This window comes from Nitrospirillum guaranorum (genome assembly GCF_034653275.1).
Taxonomy (GTDB): Bacteria; Pseudomonadota; Alphaproteobacteria; order Azospirillales; family Azospirillaceae; genus Nitrospirillum.
Genome location: NZ_JAYEES010000003.1, coordinates 729,599 through 753,477, shown reverse-complemented (window position 1 = coordinate 753,477; position 23,879 = coordinate 729,599). Strand labels below are relative to the sequence as shown.

18 protein-coding genes are annotated in these 23,879 nt (G+C 68.0%); 1 reads left to right on the top strand and 17 read right to left on the bottom strand.

The features are described 5' to 3' along the window. Positions 1–62: 62 nt before the first annotated feature. The 17 genes from UAJ10_RS12370 to UAJ10_RS12290 form a co-directional block, all read right to left on the bottom strand. Positions 63–1,118: a restriction endonuclease subunit S domain-containing protein gene (locus UAJ10_RS12370; protein ID WP_322915635.1), complete on the bottom strand. Its 1,056-nt coding sequence runs from the start codon at positions 1,116–1,118 to the stop codon at positions 63–65. Next, complete coding sequence (locus UAJ10_RS12365; RefSeq protein WP_322915634.1) at positions 1,115–2,653, bottom strand: type I restriction-modification system subunit M; 1,539 nt, start codon at positions 2,651–2,653, stop codon at positions 1,115–1,117. The genes UAJ10_RS12370 and UAJ10_RS12365 overlap by 4 nt, the downstream gene beginning before the upstream one ends. Positions 2,654–2,859: 206 nt before the next feature. Next, a complete protein-coding gene (gyrB, locus tag UAJ10_RS12360; protein WP_322915633.1) occupies positions 2,860–5,382 on the bottom strand; it encodes a DNA topoisomerase (ATP-hydrolyzing) subunit B in 2,523 nt (840 codons plus the stop codon). A gap of 101 nt (positions 5,383–5,483) precedes the next feature. Beyond that, entirely contained in the window at positions 5,484–6,059 is a 576-nt protein-coding gene (locus tag UAJ10_RS12355) for a DNA replication/repair protein RecF (protein ID WP_322915632.1), read from the bottom strand. 17 nt (positions 6,060–6,076) lie between these two features. Next, a complete protein-coding gene (locus tag UAJ10_RS12350; protein ID WP_322915631.1) occupies positions 6,077–6,748 on the bottom strand; it encodes an AAA family ATPase in 672 nt (223 codons plus the stop codon). Positions 6,749–6,800: 52 nt separating this feature from the next. Next, positions 6,801–7,925, bottom strand: coding sequence for a DNA polymerase III subunit beta (dnaN, locus tag UAJ10_RS12345; RefSeq protein ID WP_322915630.1), 1,125 nt, complete (start codon positions 7,923–7,925; stop codon positions 6,801–6,803). Positions 7,926–8,181: 256 nt separating this feature from the next. Next, on the bottom strand, positions 8,182–9,687 hold the full coding sequence (dnaA, locus tag UAJ10_RS12340; protein ID WP_322915629.1) for a chromosomal replication initiator protein DnaA: 1,506 nt from the start codon (positions 9,685–9,687) through the stop codon (positions 8,182–8,184). Positions 9,688–10,636: 949 nt separating this feature from the next. Continuing rightward, the gene (rpsT, locus tag UAJ10_RS12335; RefSeq protein ID WP_040846579.1) at positions 10,637–10,900 is read right to left on the bottom strand and encodes a 30S ribosomal protein S20; all 264 of its coding nucleotides are present in this window, start codon (positions 10,898–10,900) and stop codon (positions 10,637–10,639) included. 263 nt (positions 10,901–11,163) lie between these two features. Further along, positions 11,164–11,556, bottom strand: coding sequence for a hypothetical protein (locus UAJ10_RS12330; protein WP_322915628.1), 393 nt, complete (start codon positions 11,554–11,556; stop codon positions 11,164–11,166). A 109-nt stretch (positions 11,557–11,665) separates the two neighbouring features. Beyond that, positions 11,666–12,523: a bifunctional DNA-formamidopyrimidine glycosylase/DNA-(apurinic or apyrimidinic site) lyase gene (mutM, locus tag UAJ10_RS12325; protein WP_322915627.1), complete on the bottom strand. Its 858-nt coding sequence runs from the start codon at positions 12,521–12,523 to the stop codon at positions 11,666–11,668. A gap of 26 nt (positions 12,524–12,549) precedes the next feature. After that, the gene (locus UAJ10_RS12320) at positions 12,550–12,972 is read right to left on the bottom strand and encodes a DsrE family protein (protein WP_322915626.1); all 423 of its coding nucleotides are present in this window, start codon (positions 12,970–12,972) and stop codon (positions 12,550–12,552) included. Continuing rightward, positions 12,969–13,823 carry a HesA/MoeB/ThiF family protein gene (locus UAJ10_RS12315; protein ID WP_322915625.1) on the bottom strand — a complete coding sequence of 285 codons (855 nt, stop codon included), beginning with the start codon at positions 13,821–13,823 and terminating at the stop codon, positions 12,969–12,971. Before UAJ10_RS12315 ends, UAJ10_RS12320 begins: the two co-directional genes overlap by 4 nt. A gap of 182 nt (positions 13,824–14,005) precedes the next feature. Next, complete coding sequence (gene cysK / locus UAJ10_RS12310; protein WP_322915624.1) at positions 14,006–14,977, bottom strand: cysteine synthase A; 972 nt, start codon at positions 14,975–14,977, stop codon at positions 14,006–14,008. Positions 14,978–14,992: 15 nt separating this feature from the next. Then, positions 14,993–15,448 (bottom strand): RrF2 family transcriptional regulator, encoded by a 456-nt coding sequence (locus tag UAJ10_RS12305; protein WP_322915623.1) that lies wholly within the window; start codon positions 15,446–15,448, stop codon positions 14,993–14,995. Between the two features lie 17 nt (positions 15,449–15,465). After that, positions 15,466–15,945 (bottom strand): dUTP diphosphatase, encoded by a 480-nt coding sequence (gene dut, locus UAJ10_RS12300; RefSeq protein ID WP_322915622.1) that lies wholly within the window; start codon positions 15,943–15,945, stop codon positions 15,466–15,468. Then, positions 15,945–17,231, bottom strand: a complete 1,287-nt coding sequence (gene coaBC, locus UAJ10_RS12295; RefSeq protein ID WP_322915621.1) for a bifunctional phosphopantothenoylcysteine decarboxylase/phosphopantothenate--cysteine ligase CoaBC — start codon at positions 17,229–17,231, stop codon at positions 15,945–15,947. The genes dut and coaBC overlap by 1 nt, the downstream gene beginning before the upstream one ends. 291 nt (positions 17,232–17,522) lie before the next feature. After that, positions 17,523–22,382, bottom strand: coding sequence for an NAD-glutamate dehydrogenase (locus UAJ10_RS12290; RefSeq protein ID WP_322915620.1), 4,860 nt, complete (start codon positions 22,380–22,382; stop codon positions 17,523–17,525). A gap of 282 nt (positions 22,383–22,664) precedes the next feature. Between UAJ10_RS12290 and UAJ10_RS12285 the strand changes: the two genes are divergently transcribed. Beyond that, positions 22,665–23,768: an NUDIX hydrolase gene (locus UAJ10_RS12285; protein WP_322915619.1), complete on the top strand. Its 1,104-nt coding sequence runs from the start codon at positions 22,665–22,667 to the stop codon at positions 23,766–23,768. Positions 23,769–23,879: the final 111 nt, after the last annotated feature.

Sequence of the window (23,879 nt, the reverse complement as noted above, 5' to 3'; positions counted from 1 at the left end):
CCGGTGTTGCAGGGAGGCAAACAGGGCGTCGAGTTGGGCCAGATGGGCGCGATGCCGGGCCTTCAGCACCTCAATGGCCCGCACGCGCTCGGCAAAGGCGCGTTGGAGGTCGAGGGGGGGACCTCAATTTCCGCAGCCAGCAAGCGCCCTTTGGAAATGTTCGGCATTGAACCTGCTGCACCGCCGGCAAGCTTCTGTATTTCCTTCCGTTTGGTAGGATAGGTAAGGAGCTGTTGCATATAGAATGAATTGATTAGTGCGTCCTGCCTCGGGCGAAGCCGGAAAATGAGATCGGGCAGCATCAAGTGCGGACGCACATCACCAACGAGAGCGCAAGCGGCGACAAGGTCATAAGTGTTCTTGCGCGTAAAGAGAATGTCACCTGCTTTGACTTCCAGGTCTGGTCGCGGCTTTTCGGTAGAGGGAAGTGCCTTCTGCTCGTTCTCATCAAATATACATCGTGTAACTGCCCCAAGCTTAAGCACTCCCCATTCATGCGCTTCCGCCGGCCTGTCCAGACAATTGGGACTCCACCCGCTGTCGATGGCCTCCAGAAGGTCACCAAGGCGCAAGCGGTGCCAGCCTTGCTTATTGGCAACGGGGTCACCAAAGGTGTGTGCAAACAAGTGGCGAGGCAGTTCATCTAGCCGCTCCAGCGCAACGCGGCGCTGACGGCGAAGTGTGTCGGCCTGGTCAAGGATAGCCGCGATCCGCCGCTGCTCTTTCATATTGGTCGGAAAGTTAATGACTTTACGGCGCAAAAACTTAGTGTGCCGACTGTACCCAGCGCTTTCGATGTCGAGGTTACAGAGCGCCCTGTATGCAAAACGTGAGTCAAGTCGGTCACAAGGCTTGAATATTTTTACGCCATCGGCTCCAACGCAGAAATCAAAGTCCACATATTTCCAGTGCCGGGTATGATCCCCAAAGACAATGACGGGTTTCTCCACCTGGACTACGGCTTCTTCTTCGTTACAATAACCACATATAAAATTGGCCCCTTGATCTACAATCGGAACCCGACCAGAAGTTAAGTACTCTTCTGTTTTCAACTTTCGATGACCGCTCGATAAATCAACGAACAAGTCACTGAAAGATTCCTGGAGCCAATCACTCATCCCAGCATCTCCTCCAGCCGCCGGGTCCCTTCCGCGATCTCGGCCTCCAGCTTCTTCAGGTCCGACAGTATTTCCGCCGGGCTGGCGTGGTCCACGGCTTCGTGCGCCACCTCCTTGTAGCGGTTCAGCGACAGGTCATAGCCGGCCGCCGCGATCTCCGCCTTGGGCACGCAGAAGCTCTGGGCCGTGCGCGGGCGCTTTTTCTCATCGCCGTCGCGGTCCTGCCAGCGGGTGACCAGGTCGGGCAGGTTGTTCTTCTGGAACTCCTCCGCCGTCAGGGGGCGTTCGGGCGCCGGGCCCTGGCGGTCCTCCGCCAGCAGGGGCGTGCGCTTGTCGTCCAGGGTGAAGCCATCGGCCTGAAGGTCGTAGAACCAGACCTGGTCGGTGCCGCCGCTGTCGGTGCGGGTGAAGCACAGGATGGCGGTGGAAACACCGGCATAGGGGCGGAACACGCCGGACGGCAGCTTGATCACCGCGTCCAGCTTGTGATCCTCCACCAGCATGCGGCGCATCTCCTTATGCGCCTTGCTGGACCCGAACAGCACGCCGTCCGGCACGATCACCGCCGCCCGGCCGCCGGTGCGCAGCAGGCGCAGGAACAGGGCGATGAACAGCAGTTCCGTCTTCTTGGTCTTGACGATGCGTTGCAGGTCCTTGGCGCAGGACTCATAGTCCAGCGACCCGGCGAAGGGCGGGTTGGCCAGGATCAGGGAATAGGCGCCCGCATCCTGCCCATGTTCCTCCGCCAGGCTGTCACGATAGGCGATGGTCGCCCCCTCCACCCCATGCAGCACCATGTTCATGGACGCGATGCGCAGCATGGTGGGGTCGAAGTCGAAGCCGTTGAAGGCGTGGGTATGGAAGTGCCTCAGCGTCGCCGGGTCGCGGAACAGGGCCTGATGCTCCCGCCGCAGATATTCCCCGGCCTGGACCAGGAAGCCGGCGGTGCCGGCGGCGGGGTCGCAGATGACGTCGTCCGGCGTGGGCGCCATCAGTTCCACCATGGTGGCGATGATGTGCCGGGGGGTGCGGAACTGCCCGTTCTGGCCGGCGCTGGCGATCTTGCCCAGCATGTATTCGTAGACGTCGCCCTTGGTGTCCCGGTCCTCCATCGGCACCCGGTCCAGCTTTTCCACCACCTTGGCCAGCAGGGCCGGGGTGGGGATGCCCAGGCGCGCGTCCTTCATATGGGTGGCGAAGCTGGAGGCGTCGCCGCCCAAGGTGCGCAGGAATGGGAATACGTGGCGGTCCACCAGGTCGAACATCGCCCGCGGCTCCAGCGACTTGAACCGCGACCAGCGCATCCGGTCATAGGCAACGCCGTCGTCGTCCGCGCCCTCGGGGAAGATGCGGCGTTCCACCGGCCTTTTCAGCGCGGCGGCCTTCGCCTCCTCCACCATCTGCATCTCATCCAGGCGGCGGACGAACAGCAGGTAGGTGATCTGCTCCATCACGGCCAGCGGGTTGGACACGCCCCCGGTCCAGAAGTCGTTCCAGATGTCGTCGATCTGGCGCTTGATCTCACCCGTGATCATCAGGTCCCCCTCAGGCTTTGTCGGTGCGGCCCGGTGCGCGGTCCCACGCCCTTCGCACATGGAAAACGGCCAGAACACGCCATCGCCGGCGTCCGGTCCTCACACAGCCGCTACTTGATGAAACGCCCCATATGCCGGCCCCCGTGGGGCGGAACGTTGGTCCCACACGCCACGGGGTACGTTTGATTTTCTTTTTTTACGCCGCCTCACACGTCCAGGTTCGCCACCTTCAGCGCGTTTTCCTGGATGAAGTCGCGGCGGGGTTCGACGATGTCGCCCATGAGGGTGGAGAACACCTCTTCCGCCTCATCGACGTGGGTGACCTTGACCTGCAGCAGCGAGCGGATCTTGGGGTCCAGCGTGGTTTCCCACAGCTGGTCCGGGTTCATCTCGCCCAGGCCCTTGTAGCGCTGGATGGACAGGCCCTGGCGGCCCTGTTCCAGCACCGCGTCCATCAGGCCGGTGGGGCCGACGATGGTGCGGGTGGTGCGGCCGCGGTAGGTCAGGGTGGCCGCGTCGGTGAAGACCGTCTTCAGGAAGTCGGCCATAGCGTCCAGGCGGCGGGCCTCCACGCTTTTCAGCACGTCGGCGTCCAGGATGTGGCGGTGGGTGACGCCGCGGCTGGTGCGGAACAGCATCAGGCCGCCCTCGCGCGCGCGTTCGCCCTGCCAGGCGCCCACGCCCACGGTGGCGCCCTCGCCGGCATTGCCGGCGGCCTGCGCGGCCTGGGCCTCGATGCGGTTCAGGCGTGCCGCCACCACGCGGGCCAGGTCATCGGCGCGCGCGTCATCGGTCAGCAGGGTCATGGACAGGGCGCCGGCCACGGCCGCCTGTTCCACCACGGCGGCGTTGCCCACCTTGCGGGTCAGGGCCTGCAGCTGGTGGCGGGCGGAACGCGCTTGCTCCACCACGTCGCGCAGCTCACCGCCCTCGCGCTGGACACCCGCCGCGCCCACCAGGGCGACGTCTTCCAGCCCCTGGCCGATCAGGTAATCGTCCATGGCCCGGTCGTCCTTGAGGTACCGTTCCTTGGCCGTGCCGCGTTTCACACGGTACAGCGGCGGCTGGGCGATGTAGAGGTAGCCGCGCTCGATCAGCTCGGGCATCTGGCGGTAGAAGAAGGTCAGCAGCAGGGTGCGGATGTGCGCGCCGTCCACGTCGGCGTCGGTCATGATGATGACCTTGTGATAGCGCGCCTTTTCCGCGTTGAACTCCTCACGCCCGATACCGGTGCCCAGCGCCGCGATCAGGGTGCCGATCTCGGCCGAGGACAGCATCTTGTCGAAGCGCGCGCGCTCCACGTTCAGGATCTTGCCGCGCAGGGGCAGGATGGCCTGGAACTGGCGCGAGCGGCCCTGCTTGGCGGAGCCGCCGGCCGAGTCACCCTCGACCAGGAACAGTTCGCTGAGCGCCGGATCGCGTTCCTGGCAGTCGGCCAGCTTGCCGGGCAGCGAGGCCATGTCCAGGGCGCCCTTGCGCCGGGTCAGTTCCCGCGCCTTGCGCGCGGCCTCACGCGCGGCGGCGGCCTCGACCACCTTGCCGATGATGCGCTTGGCATCGCCCGGGTGCTCTTCCAGCCAGGTCGCCAGGGCGTCGGCCACCACCGCCTCCACCACGGGGCGGACCTCGGAGGAGACCAGCTTGTCCTTGGTCTGGCTGGAGAACTTGGGATCGGGCACCTTCACCGACAGCACGCAGGTCAGGCCCTCGCGCATGTCGTCGCCGGAAAGGTTCACCTTCTCCTTCTTCGCGATGCCGGATTCGTTCGCGTAGTTGTTCAGCGTGCGGGTCAGCGCCGCGCGGAAACCGGCCAGGTGGGTGCCGCCGTCACGCTGCGGGATGTTGTTGGTGAAGCACAGCGTGCTCTCGTGATAGCTGTCGTTCCACTGCAGCGCCACTTCCACGCCGATGGTGCCGCCCAGGTCGCTCTGCCGTTCGGCGCGGAGCGCGATGCCTGGCTTGTGCAGCGGCGTCTTCGACCGGTCCAGCCACTGCACGAAGGCCTCCAGCCCGCCCTCGTAATGCAGCTCGCAGGACTTCGGCTCCACCCCCCGCGCGTCGGTCAGGTACAGGGTGACGCCGGAGTTCAGGAAGGCCAGCTCGCGCAGGCGGTGTTCCAGCGTCTGGTAGTCGAACTCGGTCTTGGTGAAGGTGGCCTTGGACGGCAGGAAGGTGACCTCCGTCCCCGACAGGGGGCGGCCGTCGGCCTTCAGCGGTGCCGCGCCGGTGTTGGCCAGCGGCGCCTGCGCCTCGCCATGGGCGAAGCGCATCTCCCACACCCGGCCCTGGCGCCAGATGCGCAGGTCCAGGATTTCCGACAGGGCGTTCACGACGGACACGCCCACGCCGTGCAGGCCGCCGGAGACCTTGTAGCTGTTCTGGTCGAACTTACCGCCGGCGTGCAGCTGGGTCATGATGACCTCGGCCGCCGACACGCCTTCCTCCGCATGGATGTCCACAGGGATGCCACGGCCATCGTCGCGCACGGTGCACGAACCGTCGGGATTCAGGATGACGTCCACCCGGGTGCAATAGCCGGCCAGCGCCTCGTCGATGGCGTTGTCCACGACCTCGTACACCATGTGGTGCAGGCCGGAACCATCGTCGGTGTCGCCGATGTACATGCCGGGACGCTTGCGCACCGCATCAAGGCCTTTCAGCACTTTGATGGAGCTGGCGCCGTAATCCTCGGCGGCGGAGTCGGGGGTCGTCAGAGCTTCTTGTGCCATGGATACACTCTACCAGATATCGCGTCGCCCAGGGGCAAAACCGTCATAACCAAGGGGGATCGCTGCCCCCCATTCCGCGGACTCTCGAAAGCGCCAGGGGCCTATCCGGCGCCCACCACCACGCCGCCGCCGGTGTCGTCCGGGACCACCCGGACGTGGTTGGCGGCGGCCCCCAGTTCGGCGAAGGTGGCGGCGTCGGTGCCCGTCATCCACGCCTGCGACCCGGTGGCCAGCACCTCCTGGAACAGGGCGGTGCGACGCTCCGCATCCAGGTGGGCGGCCACCTCGTCCAGCAGCAAAAGGGGTGGCGCCCCGCCCTCGGCCGCCATCAACCGGGCGTTGGCCAGCACGATGGCGATCAGCAGGGCCTTTTGCTCGCCGGTGGAGCCCAGATCCGCCGGCATGCCCTTGGCCAGGTAGGTCACGGCCAGGTCGCTGCGGTGCGGGCCCACCGTGGTGGTGCCGGCGTGCGCGTCGATCCGCCGCGCCTCCGCCAGGGCTCGGCGCAGCGCGTCCTCCGCCTCCACCGCCGGCCGGTCGGCCAGCCATGTGTCCAGGGTGCCGGTCAGCGCCAGGCCGGGCGCCGGGAAGGGCCCCACGCCCCGGCGGCAGGCGGCGCCCAGGCGGGCCGTCACGTCGCGGCGGGCGGCGGCCACGGCGATGCCGTTGGTGGCCATCTGGTCCTCCAGCACCGTCAGCCAGGAGGGGTCCCCCCCTCGCGCAACAGGCGGATGCGGTCGCGCATGGCCTGTTCGAAGCGGCTGAGGTGGCCGGCATGCTCGGGATGGAAGCCGAACACCAGCCGGTCGATGAAGCGGCGGCGGCCGGCGGCCCCCTCGACGAACAGGCGGTCCATCTGCGGCGTCAGCCAAACGCAGGAAACATATTGCGCCAGCGCCATCTGGCTTTTGGCCGGCCGGCCGTCGATGTGCACCACGCGGCGCTCGCTGCCCGGCGCGCCGGCGGGGTCGCGGCCGGTGCCGATCTCCACCACGCCCAGCGGTGTGCACACCTCCGCCGCCACGGCCCAGCCCGGCGTCTCCCAGGTTTCGCCCGGGGCCTGCAGCCGTTCCACATCCCCCAGCTTGGCGCGGCGCAGGCCACGGCCGGGGGCGAGGAAGCTCACCGCCTCCAGCAGGTTGGTCTTGCCGGCGCCGTTGGGGCCGGTCAGCGCCACCGGCCGCCGGTCCAGCGTCAGGCGGGCCTGGGCGTAGGAGCGGAAGCGGGTGACGGTCAGCCGCGTGACCGCCAGCGCCGCCACCGGCGGCGTGGACACGGCCCCGGGGATGACCGCGGGCGCCGCCCCCTCATGCTCATGAGGGGTGCCCTCCGGCTCCCCCGTCAGGGGCGGCTCTTCTGTGGACATGGCGCCCATATTGGCCAGCAACCGCTACCGCCGCCCCGGGGACCCCAGGACCTCAAACGCGCATCGGCATGAGGACGTAAAGGGCCGACCCGTCGGCCACGTCGCGCACCACGGTGGGCGAGCCGGCGTCGGCCAGGGTGAAGCGCACGCCCTCGCCCTCGATCTGCTGGGTGATGTCCAGCAGGTAGCGGCTGTTGAAGCCGATTTCGAGCGCGGTGTTGTCGTAGCTGACCTCGATCTCCTCCGTGGCCGAGCCCGCTTCCGGGCTGGAGGCCGACAGGGTCAGGATGCCACGGTCCAGGCTGAGCTTCACCGCGCGGCTCTTTTCCGTGGAGATGGTGGCGACGCGGTCGACGGCGGCGGCGAACTGGCCGGCGTTGACCTCCATCACCTTGTCGTTGCCCGTGGGAATGACGCGCTCATAGTCCGGGAAGGTGCCGTCGATCAGCTTGCTGGTCAGCACGATGCTGTCGAAGGCGAAGCGCACCTTGGTGTCGGACAGTTGCACCTCGATGCGGTCGGCCGCCTCGTCCAGCAGCTTGCGCACCTCGATCACGGTCTTGCGCGGGATGATCACGCCGGGGATGCCGGCGGCGCCGTCCGGCAGGGCCATCTCCACCCGGGCCAGGCGATGGCCGTCGGTGGCCACGGCGCGCAGCACGGGGATTTCGGCGGCCCCGGTCTTGGCCTTGGAAGCGTGCAGGTAGATGCCGTTCAGGTAGTAGCGCGTCTCCTCGGTGGAGATGGCGAACTTGGTGCGATCCACCAGCATCTTCAGGTCGTTGGCCGACAGGCTGAAGCGGTGCCCGGTGTCGCCGCCGGCCATGACGGGGAAATCCTCCACCGGCAGGGCGCCCAGGCGGAACTGCGACCGGCCGGAGCGCAGGGTCAGCGTGTCGGCGGTGAAGTCCAGTTCCACCTGGCTGCCGTCCGGCAGCTTGCGGGCGATGTCGTACAGGGTGTGGGCGGGGGCGGTGGCGGAACCGGGGCGCGCGATGTCGGCCGGCACGGATTCCACGATCTCCAGATCCATGTCGGTGGCGGTCAGCGCCAGCTCACCGTTTTCCGCCTTCAGCAGGACGTTGGACAGGATCGGAATGGTGTTCCGACGCTCCACCACGCTCTGAACATGACCGAGAGACCGGAGCAAAGCCGCGCGTTCGATGGTGATCTTCATGCCGTTCCGCTTGTGCTGACCCGTCGCCCCTGTGAGGCGCGGCGATTGTTTGCCTTGAATCCCCCCCGAGGCCCCCCCACAGGGCCTGGAAAAAGGGGTGGTCACCATAGCACAAGCCCCGCGCGGCGACAGCGTTTTCGACCGATTCCAGAGGCATCCGGAAGGCCGAGTCGCCCCTGTCCGAAAGGGGGGCCCGGGGGGCTGGAGACGGGGGGCAAAGACAAGGGGACGGAGACAGGCGGGAATGGAAGGGGTGTCAGCCTTCCAGCATGCGCCGCAGCAGTTCCACGTCTTCGGAGAAGGTCGGGTCGGTGGCGCACAGCTCTTCCACCTTGCGCACGGCGTGCATCACGGTGGTGTGGTCGCGGTCGCCGAACTTGCGGCCGATCTCGGGCAGGGAGCGGGCGGTCAGCTGCTTGGACAGATACATCGCCACCTGGCGCGGGCGGGCGACGGCGCGGGCGCGGCGGGCGGAGCTCATGTCCGCCAGGCGGATGTTGTAGTGCTCCGCCACCTTCTTCTGGATTTCCTCGATGGTCACCCGGCGGTTGCTGGCGCGCAGCAGGTCGTGCAGCACTTCCTGGCTGCTTTCCAGGGTGATGGCGCGGCCCACCAGCTCGGCATGCGCCACGATGCGGTTCAGCGCGCCTTCCAGCTCACGAACGTTGGACGTGATCTTGTGGGCCAGGAACTCCAGGACCTTCTGCGGAATTTGCACCCGCATCTGCTCGCCCTTGGACTGCAGAATCCCCAAGCGCAGCTCATACGTCGTCGGGTGGATGTCGGCCACCAGCCCCCAGCCGAGGCGGGAGCGCAGGCGCTCCTCCATGCCTTCCAGGTCCGATGGGCTCTTGTCGGCGGAGATGATGACCTGGCGGTTCTGGTCCACCAGGGCGTTGAAGGTGTGGAAGAACTCTTCCTGGGTGCTGTCCTTGCCGCTGATGAACTGCACGTCGTCGATCATCAGCACGTCGACGGAGCGGAACTGCTCCTTGAACGCCATGGTGTCCTTGTACCGAAGCGCCCGGATGAACTGGTACATGAACTTTTCCGCCGACAGGTAGATCACCCGGCGGGCGGGGTCCTTCTTGCGGATGTGCCAAGCGATGGCGTGCATCAGGTGGGTCTTGCCCAGGCCCACGCCGCCGTACAGGAACAGCGGGTTGAAGGTGACGGCGTTGGCGTCGGCCACGCGGCGGGCGGCGGCGAAGGCCAGTTCGTTGGGCTTGCCCACCACGAAATTCTCGAAGGTGAAGCGCGGGTCCAGCAGGGCCGAGACGTCATCCCGCTCCTCCCCCAGGCCGTTGCCGGCGATGAAGGCGGGCAGGGCCGGCGCCTCGGCCGCCCCGTTCAGGCCGCCGTTCAGGGACGCGGAGGCCTCGACCTCGTCATATGTGGGCAGGTGATCGATACCGGTCTCCGCCAGCGCCCCGGCATCGGCGGTGGCGTTGGCGACGGCGCGCGGGGAGGTGGTCAGGGCGCCGCCCAGCGAGGCGTCGTTGCGCGGCGGGGCCACAACGATTTCCACGGACTGGACGCCGGGATTTTCCCCCGTCCACAGGGCGCGGATACGATCGGCGTAGTGGGTGCGGATCCAGTCGCGCATGAAGCGCGTGGGCACGACGATGCGCACCTGGCCGCCGATGAAATCCTCAACGGTCAGCGGCTTCAGCCAGCTGCGATACGCGGTTTCACCCACCTCGTCCTTCAGGCGCCCGCTGATGCGCGCCCATTGCTGATCCAGAGATGCCTGAACCGACATTCCCGCTTCGCTCCTGCCCCAACGCCTTCCGGACCCGGAAATCAATAAGACCACACCGGCCAACGACAGCCGGCCTGACAACCGGATCAAATCGGACCGGAACCTTGGGCCGGGAAAGTCCGGTTCCCCCATGAGGCAGGTCATGCCGGGATGCATCACCCCGACAGGCGCCTCATGAAGGCCGGAGGTCCGGGCGACAAGCCTGGAGCCGAACGAAGGCATGGGAGCCGGTTGGACGCCGGCACGACGGACGATGATGGGCAAAGGCGGCGGACCACCCAAGGTCCCGCCTTTTCCAACGCCGCCCTAACCCCGCTTCGTCAGCCCCTGTCGTCGGCCCTGTCCCGGCTGGTTCCGTGACCGCCTTTCCTCCCACCGGAACGTTTGCCGGCACCGGGTTTGAGGCATCGCCCCCGCCCCGTCCGGCACCATTCCGCTGAAATACCAGGCAGACCAAAACCCATACACGCAAACAAAACCGCGCACCTTACGGGATTCGTTTTAAAGAATCTCCCGTAGACGCATGATCTTCTTCAAAGATTCAGAAATCTACCAACGCCAGAGTGATGTAGAGCGCCAAGCGTCATCATCAAAGTATATCTGCCATCGGTCTGCGCGGGCGTTTCCGCCGCTTGATTACTTCATCGAGGAGAACGACCCCGCACATCCGCAGATGCTAGTCGGGCCGTCCGGGACTCGCAATAGGCTCGAAAAGGGAACAAGCAAAAAAGACCGAATGATGCTCGCGCCCGCCGCCCGGCACCGGCCCTTCGGACTATTCTGGAAGAATAGGTGAGGGTGAACGCAGTAACGACGGGCGGACAAGGAAAAGGCCGCGCCCCCGCCGGTGTCCGGCAGGACGCGGCCCCATCCAATCCACGGTCAAGAGCTGGGACCCCGCCTCATGCGCCGGCCCCCGAGGGTCCGCGCGATCGGCGCGGCCGGCTTATCAGCCCAGAGCGTTGATGCGGAGAGACAGACGGGAAATCTTGCGCGACACCGTGTTGCGGTGCATCACGCCCTTGGAGACGCCACGCATCATTTCCGGCTGGGCCAGCTTGAACGCCTCGGCGGCGGCGGCCTTGTCGCCGGCTTCCAGGGCCAGCTCAACCTTCTTCACGAAGGTACGGATACGGGACACGCGGGCCCGGTTCACTTCGGTACGGACTTCCGTCTGACGGATACGCTTTTCAGCGGACTTATGATTAGCCATGACAAACCCTTTTCGAACACGACCCTTGCCGTGGAAGGCCGGGCTTATACCCCCTCCCCACGAAACCGTCAAGCGGCACGGCCCTAAAAACCGAGCCAGACTAGACCAAAATCCGGCGAGCACGCCCCTGCTTTGGGCATCCCCGCCCCCCGGATTCAACGAGTCTAAAACCAGATATGGGCGATTCTATCGTCAACACCCAAGATCGTGGGTCTTTTACTTTAAAAACACCCTTTCCCTTGGGGCGCATTTCAAAAGCGGGCCTACTGTGGGCGCAAGGTGAAGCGCACCATGGTTTCGCCCCGGCCGCCCATGCCGTCGCGGGTCGCCGTGATCTCCAGCCTTTCGCCCTCGCGGGCCCAGCGGCCGTCGCCGGCCGGGTGCCAGCCCAGCTGCGGCAGTGTCTGGGCGTAGAAGGCGGTGATGGCGGCGGCGCTGACGTCGCCCTGGGCCGCCGACTCGACGATGCGGCCCTCCGGTTGATCGAAGACCACAGCCGCGTTGGCGGGCGCCGTCAGGCCCGGCATCAGGGGCAAATCCTCCACCCCCGGCACGAACCCCGGCTCCACCGGTCCCGCGCGCCCCGGGCCCGCCACCAGCAGCAGGGGGGCCAGCAGCAGGGTGATGGAAACGGCGGCGGCGAGGGCAAGGCGCATTCAGGGCTCACGCGGAGGGCCAGGGGCGGCCAAGAGGGGCCGGGAATGAGATCTTAGGCGGTAAGGTGACGCATGGCGGGCCCCCCATCAACGGCCAAGGCCGCATGCGTCAGCGCTGCCGCCGCGCGCAGAAGAAGCTGGACCGGCCGGCCTGCACTACCCGCCGCACGCCACCCGTGCGGGCCACGTCGCAGTCGCAACCGGGGCAGGCCTCGCCCTCCCGTCCATAAACGGCGAAGGAGTGCTGGAAGTAGCCCAGCTCGCCGTCCGACTGGACATAGTCGCGCAGGGAGGAACCGCCGGCCGCGATGGCCTCGGTCAGCACGTCGCGGATGGCCGGCACCAGCCGCTGGGCGTCCTTGCCCGCCACGCTGGCCGCCGACCGTTCCGGACTGATGCCGGAGCGGAACAGCGCCTCGCAGACATAGATGTTGCCCAGGCCGGCCACCACGCGCTGGTCCAGCAGCGCCGCCTTGATGGGCGTCATCTTGCCCGCCAGGCGGGCCGACAGGGTGTCGGCGTCGAAAGCGTTGCCCAAGGGTTCCGGCCCCAGCTTGGCCAGCAGGGGGTGGCTGTCCACCTGCCCGTCCGCGATCAGGTCCATGAGGCCGAAGCGGCGGGGGTCGTTGAAGGTGACGACGGCGCCGTCGTCCGTTTCCATGACCACATGGTCGTGCGCCCCGGGCGCGCCCGCCGGTCCCCGGCTGACCACCATGCTGCCCGACATGCCCAGGTGGATGAGCAGGGTGTCCTCCCCCGAGCCTGAAACGGGGTCCAGCCGCACCAGCACATACTTGGCCCGTCGGCCGATGCCGGCCACGCGCCGGCCCGTCAGGCGCTGGACGAAGCCGGGCGGGAAGGGTGTGCGCAGGTTGGGGCGGTGCTGGGCCACGCGCACCAGCGTGCGGCCCTCCATCTTCAGGGCCAGGCCCCGGGCCACGGTTTCGACCTCGGGCAATTCAGGCATGGCGGGGCGCTCTCAGGCTGGGCGGATCACAGGTGGATAAGATGGGCGCCCGGCGGGGTCGCCTGCAACAGCGTCACCACACCCGCCGTTTCCACCGTCACATCGGGACGCAGGGCCGGCTTGTCCAGCCCCAGCACGCGCCAGCCCATCTCACAGGCCATGACGCGCACCCCCAGGGGGTCCAGCGACTCCGTCAACTCCGCCAGGGTGGCGACGTTGGTCTCGGCGAACCGCCGCTCACGCTCGACGGCGGTGCTGCCGTCGTCCGCCGGGTCCAGGCCCGTCCAGCCGTCGTCCGCCAGCAACAGGCGCAGGGCGCGGCCGGTGACGAACAGCAGGGTGGGCCGGCCGATGGCCGCCGCCGCCGTGGCCATGACCAGGGCGTAGTGCACCCGGTCGAAGCCGCCCGAGCGCAGCACGATGGACAGCCCCGGTTGCGTGGTCGTCATGCCGTCCCTTCCCCCGGCCCCTTTTCACCAGGCAGGGCGGTGATGGTGGCCTCGCCCGGTAGGGCGGTGATGGTGGGATGGCTGCCGCACAGGGGGCAGTCGGGGTCGGGCTTCACCCGCACGGTGCGGAAGGAAGCCCCCAGGCTGTCATAGAGCATGAGGCGGCCGGACAGGCTGTCGCCGATGCCCAGCAGCTCCTTCAAAACCTCCAGCGCCTGCAGGGAGCCCACCGTGCCGGCCAGGGCGCCCAGCACCCCGGCCTCGGAGCAGGAGGGCACCAGGCCCGGCGGCGGCGGTTCGGGAAAGACGCAGCGGTAGCAGGGATGGGGATGGCCCTCGTGGGCCTTATCCAGATACGCTTTGAACGTGGAGATTTGGCCATCGAAGCGCAGCATGGCGGCCGACACCAGGGTGCGGCGCTCAAAATAGCAGGCGTCGTTCAGCAGGAAACGGGTGGCGAAATTGTCCGACCCGTCGGCCACGATGTCATAGGCCCGAATCAGGTCCCGGACATTGTGGGGGTCCAGGCGCATGCGGTGCGTCTCCACCACCACGTCGGGGTTGATGGCGCGCAGGCGGGCGGCGGCGCTGTCCACCTTGGCCTGGCCCAGCGAGGCCATGTCGTGCACCACCTGGCGCTGCAGGTTGGACAGGTCGACCGTGTCGTCGTCGACGATACCGATGCGTCCCACCCCGGCCGCCGCCAGGTACAGCAGCAGGGGGGCGCCCAGGCCGCCGGCGCCCACCACCAGGACGGAACTGGCCAGCAGCCTGGCCTGCCCCTCCCCGCCCACCTCCTTCAGGATGATGTGGCGGGAGTAGCGCTCGATCTGTGAGTTATTGAAGTCCATATATTTGCCTCAGGCGCCGGAGTTTTGAGTTGCCTCAGACGCCGGCGGGGCATCCGCCCCTTGGCTTGTCCTCGCTCCGCCCTTCGGTGCTTGCTCCGGCGGCCCCAGTCGGGGCCTAGGTGAAACGGGCTGGAAAGTAGCGGGCAAAAAGGGGCCGGCGCTGTGACCGGCCCCCTTGACCCTCACTCCAGGCCGTCGAACAGGCCGGTGGACAGGTAGCGTTCGGCGAAGCTGGGTAGGATCACGACGATCTGCTTGCCCTCGTTCCCCGGGCGGGCACCCAGTTCCAGGGCGGCGGCCAGGGCGGCGCCGGAGCTGATGCCGACGGCGACACCTTCCAGCTTGGCCACCTCGCGCGCCGTCTCGAAGGCGCGCTGGTTGGAGATGCGCAGCACCTCGTCGATCAGGTGGGTGTCCAGGATGTCGGGCACGAAGCCGGCCCCGATGCCCTGGATCTTGTGCGGGCCCGGCAGGCCGCCGGACAGGACGGGGCTGTCCTCCGGTTCCACCGCCACGGCCTTGAAGCTGGGCTTGCGCTCCTTGATCACGCTGGCGACACCGGTCAGCGTGCCGCCGGTGCCCACGCCGGAGATCAGGAAATCAACGCCGCCGGCGGTATCGGCCCAGATTTCCTCGGCCGTGGTGCGGCGGTGGATTTCCGGATTCGCCGGGTTCTTGAACTGCTGCAGGATGTAGGCGTCGCCGGCCTCGGCCGCCAGTTCCTCCGCCCTGGCGATGGCGCCCTTCATGCCCTGGGCCGGCGGGGTCAGCACGATCTCGGCGCCCAGCAGCTTCAGCATGCGGCGGCGTTCCACCGACATGCTTTCCGGCATGGTCAGGATCAGGCGGTAGCCCTTGGCCGCGGCCACGAAGGCCAGCGCGATGCCGGTGTTGCCCGAGGTGGGCTCGATCAGCAGGGTGCGGTCGGGGGAGATGCGGCCGTCGGCCTCGGCGGCCTCGATCATGGCCAGGCCGATGCGGTCCTTCACGCTGGACAGCGGGTTGAAGAACTCGCACTTGCCGATGATGTCGGCCTTCACGCCATGGGCGGCGGCCAGGCGCTTCAGGCGCACCAGGGGGGTGGCGCCCACGGTTTCCAGGATGCTGTCGTAAACGCGGCCGCGAAAGGCGGCGGTGGGCACGGTGTCAGACATGGTTCGATCCCTTCCTTAGATGCTGAAGTCCAGCTTGTGGGTCGCTTCGCTTTCGATGCCGGCGCGATGGGCGCGCAGGCACAAATCCTCGATGGTGGTCTGGTCCAGGCGGCGCATGCAGTCGTCCTGCAGCTCGGCCCACAGCGGGCGCACCACCTGCCGGCCCAGCTCGGCCCCCACCGCCTCTTCAATGGGATCGGTGGCCTGTTCCAGGGCGCGGACGATGCGCACGATCTCACCCACCGTGATGCGGCGGCGTTCGCGCGCCAGGCGATAGCCGCCGCGCGGACCGCGCACGCCGGCCAGGATGCCGGCCCGCACCAGGGCTTGCAGCACCTGTTCCAGGTAGCGCTTGGGGATACCTTGGCGCGCGGTGATCTCGCCCGACTGCACGGGTTCGGAACCGGCGTTGTAGGCGATGTCCAGCACCACCTCGATGGCGAACATCAGCTTCTTGGAAATCCGCAGCATCCCTTCCCCCATTTTTATCAGCCCGCCCGGCCGGTGGCGGTCGCGGCGACGCCGGTGGAGCCGAAGCCACCGGCGCCCCGGGCGGTCTCATCCAGGCTGTCCACCTCGTTCCACTGGGCGCGCTCGTGGCGGGCGATCACCATCTGGGCGATGCGCATGCCGCGTTCGACGGTGAAGGGCTGGTCCCCCAGGTTCACCAGGATGACGCCCACCTCGCCCCGGTAATCGGCATCCACCGTGCCCGGCGCGTTCAGCACTGTGACCCCGTTCTTCAGCGCCAGGCCGGAACGCGGGCGCACCTGCGCCTCGAAGCCCACCGGCAGAGAAATGGCCAGGCCCGTGGGCACCAGCGCGCGGCCCAGGGGCGGGATCACCACCGGGGCCGACACGGCCGCCATCAGGTCCAGGCCGGCGGCCTGGGCGGTGGCGTAGGCGGGCAGATCCAAATCCCGGCCATGGGGCAGGCGGGTGACGGCGACGGTAACGGCTTCGGTCATCAAACGGGTTCCGGACGGTTGTTGCTTGGTGAGGTGGCAATGGAGGGAGACAGTGCGTCGGCGACGGCCTGGGCCAGGCGCGCCGCAACCTCGGCCTTGCTCAGGCGCGGCCAAGTCTCAACGAGAGGGGTTTCGGGCTGGGCCCCTTGGCGCAGCAGATGCACCTGGTTGTCATCGCCGCCGAAGGTGCCGGTGCCGGTCGCCACGTCGTTGGCGACGATCCAGTCGCAGCCCTTCCTGGCCAGCTTGGCCGCGGCATAGGCCAGCACGTCGCGCGTCTCGGCGGCGAAGCCCACCACCAGGCGGGGGCGCTGGGGACCAGCCTGGGACAAGGTGGCCAGGATGTCGGGATTCTCGGCCAGGGCCAGGGTGGGCGGGCCGTCGGGGCCCTTCTTCACCTTGTCGCCCGCGGCGGCGGCCACGCGCCAGTCGGCCACGGCGGCGGCGCAGACGGCGATATCCGCCGGAAGCGCGGCCTGGGACGCGGCCAGCATCTCCGCCGCCGTTTCCACCCGCACCACGCGCACGCCCGGCGGGTCGGCCAGGGTGACCGGGCCGCTGACCAGGGTCACGTCGGCGCCCAGCGCCGCCAGGGCCGCCGCCACGGCGTGGCCCTGCTTGCCCGACGAGCGGTTGGCGATGTAGCGCACGGGGTCGATGGGTTCGTGGGTGGGACCGCTGGTCACCACGGCACGGCGGCCGGCCAAAGGCCTGGGGGCGCTCTGTTCGGCGAAGAAGGCGGCGATGCCGGCCACGATCTCCATGGGCTCCACCATGCGGCCGGAGCCGACCTCGCCGCAGGCCATGTCGCCAGCGGCGGGGCCCAGGCGGCGGATGCCGCGCCCCTCCAGCGTGCGGACGTTGGCCTGGGTGGCCGGGTTCGTCCACATCATGACGTTCATGGCCGGCACCACCATCACCGGCTTGTCGGTGGCCAGCAGCGCCGTGGTCGCCAGGTCATTGGCCATGCCGGCCGCCATGCGCGCCAGGATGTCGGCGCTGGCCGGGGCCACCACCACCAGATCGGCCTCGCGCGACAGGCGGATGTGCCCCATCTCCGACTCGTCGGTCAGGGAGAACAGGTCGGTGTAGACCTTCTCCTCCGACAAGGCGGCCACGGACAGGGGCGTCACGAAGTGCTGCGCGCCCTCGGTCAAAACGGCGCGGACGCGGACGCCGCGTTCCTTCAGCCGGCGGATCAGTTCCAGGCATTTGTACGCCGCGATGCCGCCGGAAATGACCAGCAGCAGGCGCTTGCCCTCAAGGACCCTGTAATCCGACGTCACGGACAAAGCTCACCTATGGAAGCGGTTTCCCCAAGGGATATCAGGGAAACGAGACCACGAGCCGGACAATCTTCGCAATGCACGGACAGGTGATGTGAAATCAATAAATATGGAGTCGCCACGCTTTGCGCAAGCGACAGTTCGACACCGCCGCCCACAGTGCAGGCGACGGAGAATCGGGGTTGAAATTCACGAAGAAAGTGGCGCCGCCACGCCCTCAATCTCCGGGCGGGGGCACCCAAGGGCACGAGGCGCAGCCTCATGCCCTTGGATTTCACGCCGGAGTAAGTCTCAGCCCGCCGTCAGGCCGCGCAGCTGGCGGGTGGCGACCGCCAGCATGGCCACGTCCAGGTGCGCCACGCCGCGCAGTTCGGCCAGCAGGGACTGGATCCGGTCCACCGGGCCGGACTTGGCGGCCAGCCAGCCGTCGATCAGGGCCGTGACGTCGTCGCCCTCACCCGCCAGCACGCGGGCCGCCAGGCGGCCCTGCAGGCCGTAGAGGTCGTCGATGATGGCCCCCAGGGCCTGGCGCTGCCAGTGGGTGGTGGTCTTCACCGCCTCCGCCCGGCCGCGCAGCCAGTCGAAGCCCAGCCGTTCGCCCAGCGCGAAGTGGACAGCCGCGACCGTCTCCACCCCCCGGTTGGTTTCCACCGCGATCTGGCTGATGTCGGTGGCGGCCCCCAGGGCGGACAGGGCCGCCACATGATGGGCCAACTCGGCCGGCACGCCCGCCTGCTCCAGCTCGTCCTTCTTGGCGGCCAGGTCGGCGGCGGCGTCGGGCGACAGGATGTCGGCCAGCGCCTTGGACAACACCTTCACCGCCGGGCCCAAGCGGGCGATGCCGGCCGCCATGTCCAGGGGGTGGGTGCTGTTCAGCAGGGTCCACGGCACGGCGCGGCGCAGCAGGCGGCGCGTGGCCAGGCCCATGGCCGCCTGGGTGGCCGCCGGGACCTGGTTGTCCAGGGCGTCGATGGCCTTCCACACCGCCGGCAGGCCATAGGCGTCGCGGGCGATGTGATAGGCGCGGGCCACGTCGGCCTCGCCCAGGCCCGTCTGCTCCACCATCTCGGCCACAAAGCTGGGACCGACGCGGTTCACCATGCTGTTGGTCGCCACGGTGGCGATGATCTCGCGGCGCAGCTGGTGACCGGCCACGGCCTGGGGATATTGCCGCTGCAGGCTTTCCGGGAAGTATTCCACCAGGTCGGCCGCCATCTTGGCATCGTCCGGCAGGTCGGAGTTCAGCAGCTTGTCGTACAGGTCGATCTTGGCATAGGCCAACAGCACCGCCGTTTCCGGCCGCGTCAGGCCCCGGCGGGCCTGGGCGCGCAGCGATACCTCCTCATCCGTCGGCAGGAACTCGATAGCGCGGTTCAGCTTGCCCGCCTTTTCCATCAGCCGCATGAAGCGGGCCAGGTCGTCCAGCGTGTCCGGCGCCACCGCCTCGTCGATGGAGAGGGCCTGGGTCTGCTGGTAGTTGTCGGCGAGCACCAGCTCCGCCACGTCGTCGGTCATGGTGGCCAGCAGCGCGTCGCGCTGGGGCAGGGTCATGCTGCCCTTGTCCATCACGTCGCGCAGCAGGATCTTGATGTTGACCTCGTGGTCCGAGGTGTCGACGCCGGCGGAGTTGTCGATGGCGTCTGTGTTGAGGCGGACGCCGGCCTGCGCCGCCTCGATGCGGCCGCGCTGGGTGAAGCCCAGGTTGGCCCCCTCGCCCACCACCTTGGCGCGGACTTGGCGGCCATCGATGCGCAGGGCGTCGTTGGCCTTGTCACCCACCTCGGCGTTGCTCTCGCCCCCGGCCTTCACATAGGTGCCGATGCCGCCCAGCCACAGCAGATCCACGTCCGCCTTCAGGATGGCCTGCATCAGCTCGGCCGGGGTCAGGCGCTCGGCCGTGATGCCCAGGGCCGCGCGCACCTCGGGCGACAGCGGGACGGACTTGGCCCCGCGCTCGAAGATGCCACCGCCCTGGGACAGCTTGGACTTGTCATAGTCCGCCCAGGAGGAGCGCGGCAGGTCGAACATGCGCTTGCGCTCTTCCCAGCTGCTGGCGGCATCCGGGTTGGGGTCCAGGAAGATGTGGCGGTGGTCGAAGGCGGCCACCAGGCGGATGTGTTTGGACAGCAGCATGCCGTTGCCGAACACGTCGCCCGACATGTCGCCCACGCCCACGACGGTGAAGTCCTGGGTCTGGCAATCGCGGCCCAGCTCACGGAAGTGGCGCTTCACCGCCTCCCACGCGCCGCGCGCGGTGATGCCCATCTTCTTATGGTCGTACCCAGCCGAACCGCCCGAGGCGAAGGCGTCGTCCAGCCAGAAGCCGTAGTCGCGGCTGACCCCGTTGGCGATGTCGGAGAAGGTGGCCGTGCCCTTGTCGGCCGCGACCACCAGGTAGGGGTCGTCGCCGTCCAGGCGCACCACGTCCTGGGGCGGCACCACCTGGCCCTTCACCAGGTTGTCGGTGATGTCCAGCAGGCCGCGCATCATGGTCTTGTAGCACTCGATGCCTTCGGCCAGCGCCGCCTCGCGGCCGGCCGAGGCCGGCGGCGGGTTCTTCACCACGAAGCCGCCCTTGGAGCCCATGGGCACGATGACGGCGTTCTTCACCATCTGGGCCTTGATCAGGCCCAGGATTTCGGTGCGGAAATCCTCCTTGCGGTCGGACCAGCGGATGCCGCCGCGCGCCACCTTGCCGCCGCGCAGATGCACGGCCTCGACCCGGGGGCTGTAGACCCAGATTTCCACCATGGGCCGGGGCAGCGGCAGGTCGTCGATGGACCGGCTGTCCAGCTTGAACGACAGATAGGCCTTGGGCTGGCCGTCCGCACCCTTCTGGAAGAAATTGGTGCGCAGGGTGGCGCGGATGAGGTTCAGCATCCGGCGCAGGATGCGGTCCTCATCCAGGTTGGTGACCTGGTCCAGCGCGTGGTCGATCTCCACCACCAGGCCCATGCGCCGGCTGTCCACCTCTTCCCGGCCCAGCTTGGCCAGGATGGCCGGGTCATGGGCCAGGTGGAACAGGCGCACCAGCAGCTTGGTGATGCCCACGTGGGCCGCCAGCGTGTCCTCGATATAGGACTGGGAGAAGTCGAAGCGGGCCTGGCGCAGGTACTTGGCGTAGGCGCGCACCATGGTGACGTCGCGCCAGGCCAAACCGGCCCCCAGCACCAGCTTGTTGAAGCCATCGGTCTGGGCCTCGCCGGTCCAGACGCGCATGAAGGCGTCCTCGAACGCCTCCTTCACCGCGTCCAGCTCGACGGCCTGGCCGTTGGCCATCTTCATCTCGAAGTCCTGGATCCAGATGGACTTCTCACGACCGGGCAGGCGCACCTCATGCGGGCCGCCTTCCGCCAGGATCTTCAGGCCCAGATCCTCCAGCATGGGCAGGGCCTGGGACAGCTGCACCGGCGTGTCGTCGTGGTAGACCTTGAAGAACAGCTCGTGCGGCTCGGCCTCCACCGGGCGGTGCAGGTTCAGCGCGATCCGGCCCGTGGCCGCCACCGCCTCCAGCCGCTCGATGTCCATCACGGCGGCTTCGGGGCTATAAATTTCGCGATAGCCCTCGGCCAGGGTGCCGCGGCGGTAGCGACGGGCCAGCCGCAGGCCGACCTCCTCCCCCTTGGCGTCCACCAGGGCCTGCTGCAGGCGCTCGCCCCAGCCGCGCGCCGCCTCGATCAAGGTCTCTTCGACATCGCGGACGTCGTAGTCCGGCACCTTGCCCGGGGTGGTCTGGATGATGATGTGGGCGCGGGCCAGCGCGCTTTCCGACAGCATCACATGGTACTGCGTCGTCTTGCCCTCGAACGCCGTCTCCAGGATGCCCTGCAGCTTCAGCCGCAGGTCGGTGTCGTAGCGGTCGCGCGGGACGTAGATCAGGGCGCTGACGAAGCGTTCGAACGGGTCCTTGCGCACGAACAGGGCCACGCGCTGGCGGTCCTGCAGGTGCAGCACGCCCATGGCGATGTCGAACAGCTCGTCATCGCTGGTCTGGAACAGCTCATCCCGGGGATAGGTCTCCAGGATGTGCAGCAGGGCCTTGCCGTCGTGGCTGGACTTGTCGAAGCCCGCCCGCTCCAGCGCGCGGTTCACCTTCTGGCGCAGGTAGGGGATCTCGCGCGCCGCGCGGTTGTAGGCGACGGAGGTGAAGAGGCCGACGAACAGCCGCTCGCCGATCTCCACGCCATTGTCGTCGAACAGCTTCACCATCACGGCGTCCAGCGGGGCCGGACGGTGGACGGTCGAGTCCTTGTTGGCCTTGGTCACCATGATGGCGCGCGGCTGGCGCACGAAGGCGCGCACGTCCGGCGGCAACTGGGAGAAGTAGCGCAGGCCGTCGAAGACCGAAACCTCGTCATCGCGCAGGATGCCCAGGCCGGCGCCGGTCAGGATGTCCAGCGTGTCCTGCCCATCCTCCTTGCCGAAGCGGTACTCGCGCACGCCCAGGAAGATGAAGTGGTCGTCGTCGATCCAGCGCAGGAAGTCCACGCCCTCCGCCACCTCGGCGGCGTCCAGGGCCAGGCCGCTCTTCCGCGACTCGTCAATGGTTTCGGCCACGCGGGTGCGCATGGCCTCGAAATCCTCCACGGCGGCGCGCACGTCCGCCAGGACGTGCACCAGGCCGGCGCGGACCTTTTCCAGCAGTTCGGGGGAGGTCTGCTGGTCGACCTCCACATGCATGAAGCTTTCGGCGCGCGCGTCGGCGGGGGCGGCGTGCGGCTCATACAGCTCGACCAGGCGGCCATCGGCGTCGCGCTTCACCTTCACCACCGGGTGGATCACCAGGTGCACCGTCAGGCCGTGGCGGTTCAGTTCCGCCGAGACGCTGTCCACCAGGAAGGGCATGTCGTCGTTGACGATCTCCACCACCGTGTGGGGGGCATGCCAGCCGTCCTGCTCCACCTTGGGGTTGCAGACGCGCACCTGGGCGGTGCCGGCCTTGCGCACGGCGCCGAACTGCCACATGGCGATGGCGGCGCCGTACAGCTCGTCGCTGCTGCTGCGCAGGATGTCGTCAGGGGGCACGTTGGCGTAGAACTGCCGGACGAAACGTTCCGCCGTGGCGGCCTTTTCCCGAGACAGGCGATCCCGCACCTTGGCGGCGATCTGCTCGGTCAGTTCGGATTTGCGCTGTTCTGCTTTGAGCGCCATGGGTCTCTCTCCCGAAGTCGGACCTTCTCTCACGACATGTGGTTCCCACACGGCGGCCGGCCCGTTAATTCGCGGGGCCTACCATAGGCAAATCGTGGTGGGGAAACGAAGCGGCATCCTGCCGCCTAGGACAATAAGCAGATTGTCGTCTTTTAACAGGTGCCCGTGAACTTTCTCTTGCTGTCAAAAGCGTCTCGGACAACACATTCTGTCGCGCCCCGGGACGGGCCTCCGCCCCGGGCCCGGAAAAGGTGCCCAGAAAACAGATTTGGCGGGAGACTCGTGACCAGCGCCCAGGCCCCTCAGCCCCAGCCCGGCCAGCAGCCCATCTCGCAGCCCATGGGCGAGCGCGCCTCCATCGGCCTCACCGCCGTGATCGTGGCGGTGACGCGGGAGGTGCCGCGCGTGCTGGTGGTGCGCCGCCTGACCCATGACCTGGCGACGCCGCAGCAGCAGGCCAGCGGCGACTGGGACGCCCTGCCCTTCGGCCCCTTCGCGCCGGAACGCCACCGCACCCTGGAACAAGGCCTGCGCCGCTGGGTGACGGAGCTGACGGGCCTGCCCCTGGGCTATGTCGAGCAGCTCTACACCTTCGGCGACCGCTATCGCGACCTGCGCGAGGTGGATGGGGAGCCGCGCGTCGTCTCCGTCGGCTACATCGCCCTGACGCGCGAGGCGCCGTTGTCGGGCTCGGGTGCCGCCGAGTGGCACGACTGGTACAGCTATTTCCCATGGGAGGATTGGCGCGACGGCCGGCCGGCCATGATCGCCCGCACCCTGCTGCCGGCGCTGGAGCGCTGGGCCGACCATGATCCGGAATTGGCCGCCGCGCGCCGCGACCGGGTGCACACCACCTTCAGCCGCGACGATGACGCCTGGGACTATGAACGGGTGCTGGAGCGGTATGAACTGCTGTACGAGGCCGGGTTGGTGGCGGAGGCGCCGCGCGACCGCGCCGTGCTGGCCCGCTTGGCGCAGAACGGCAAGCTGCCGGCCGACGTGGCCGGCCTGTGGTCCGGCCCGACGCAGCCCGAGGCGCTGGCCGCCACCGGCATCCCCATGGCCCAGGACAACCGCCGCATCCTGGCGGCGGCGCTGGGGCGGGTGCGGGGCAAGCTGAAATACCGGCCGGTGGTGTTCGACCTGCTGCCGCCGCAGTTCACCCTGTTCCAGCTACAGCGCCTGGTGGAGGCGCTGTCCGGCGTGCGCCTGCACAAGCAGAACTTCCGCCGCCTGCTGATCGCCGGCGGCCTGGTGGAAGCCACGGGCGCCCTGGAGGTCCGCACCGGCGGCCGTCCGGCGGAACTCTACCGCTTCCGCCGCGAAATCCTGCGCGAACGCGCCGCCGCCGGGGTCGGACTGCCCACCATACGCATTACCGAGTAATGCGTATTCGGTCGCCTCAGGCGCCGGCGGACGCGGTCGCGTCCCAGCCCAGTTCCAGGCGGAACTGCTCTTACGCCCTACTCAGCCGAGGTGCGACGAAGCGACAAGGAC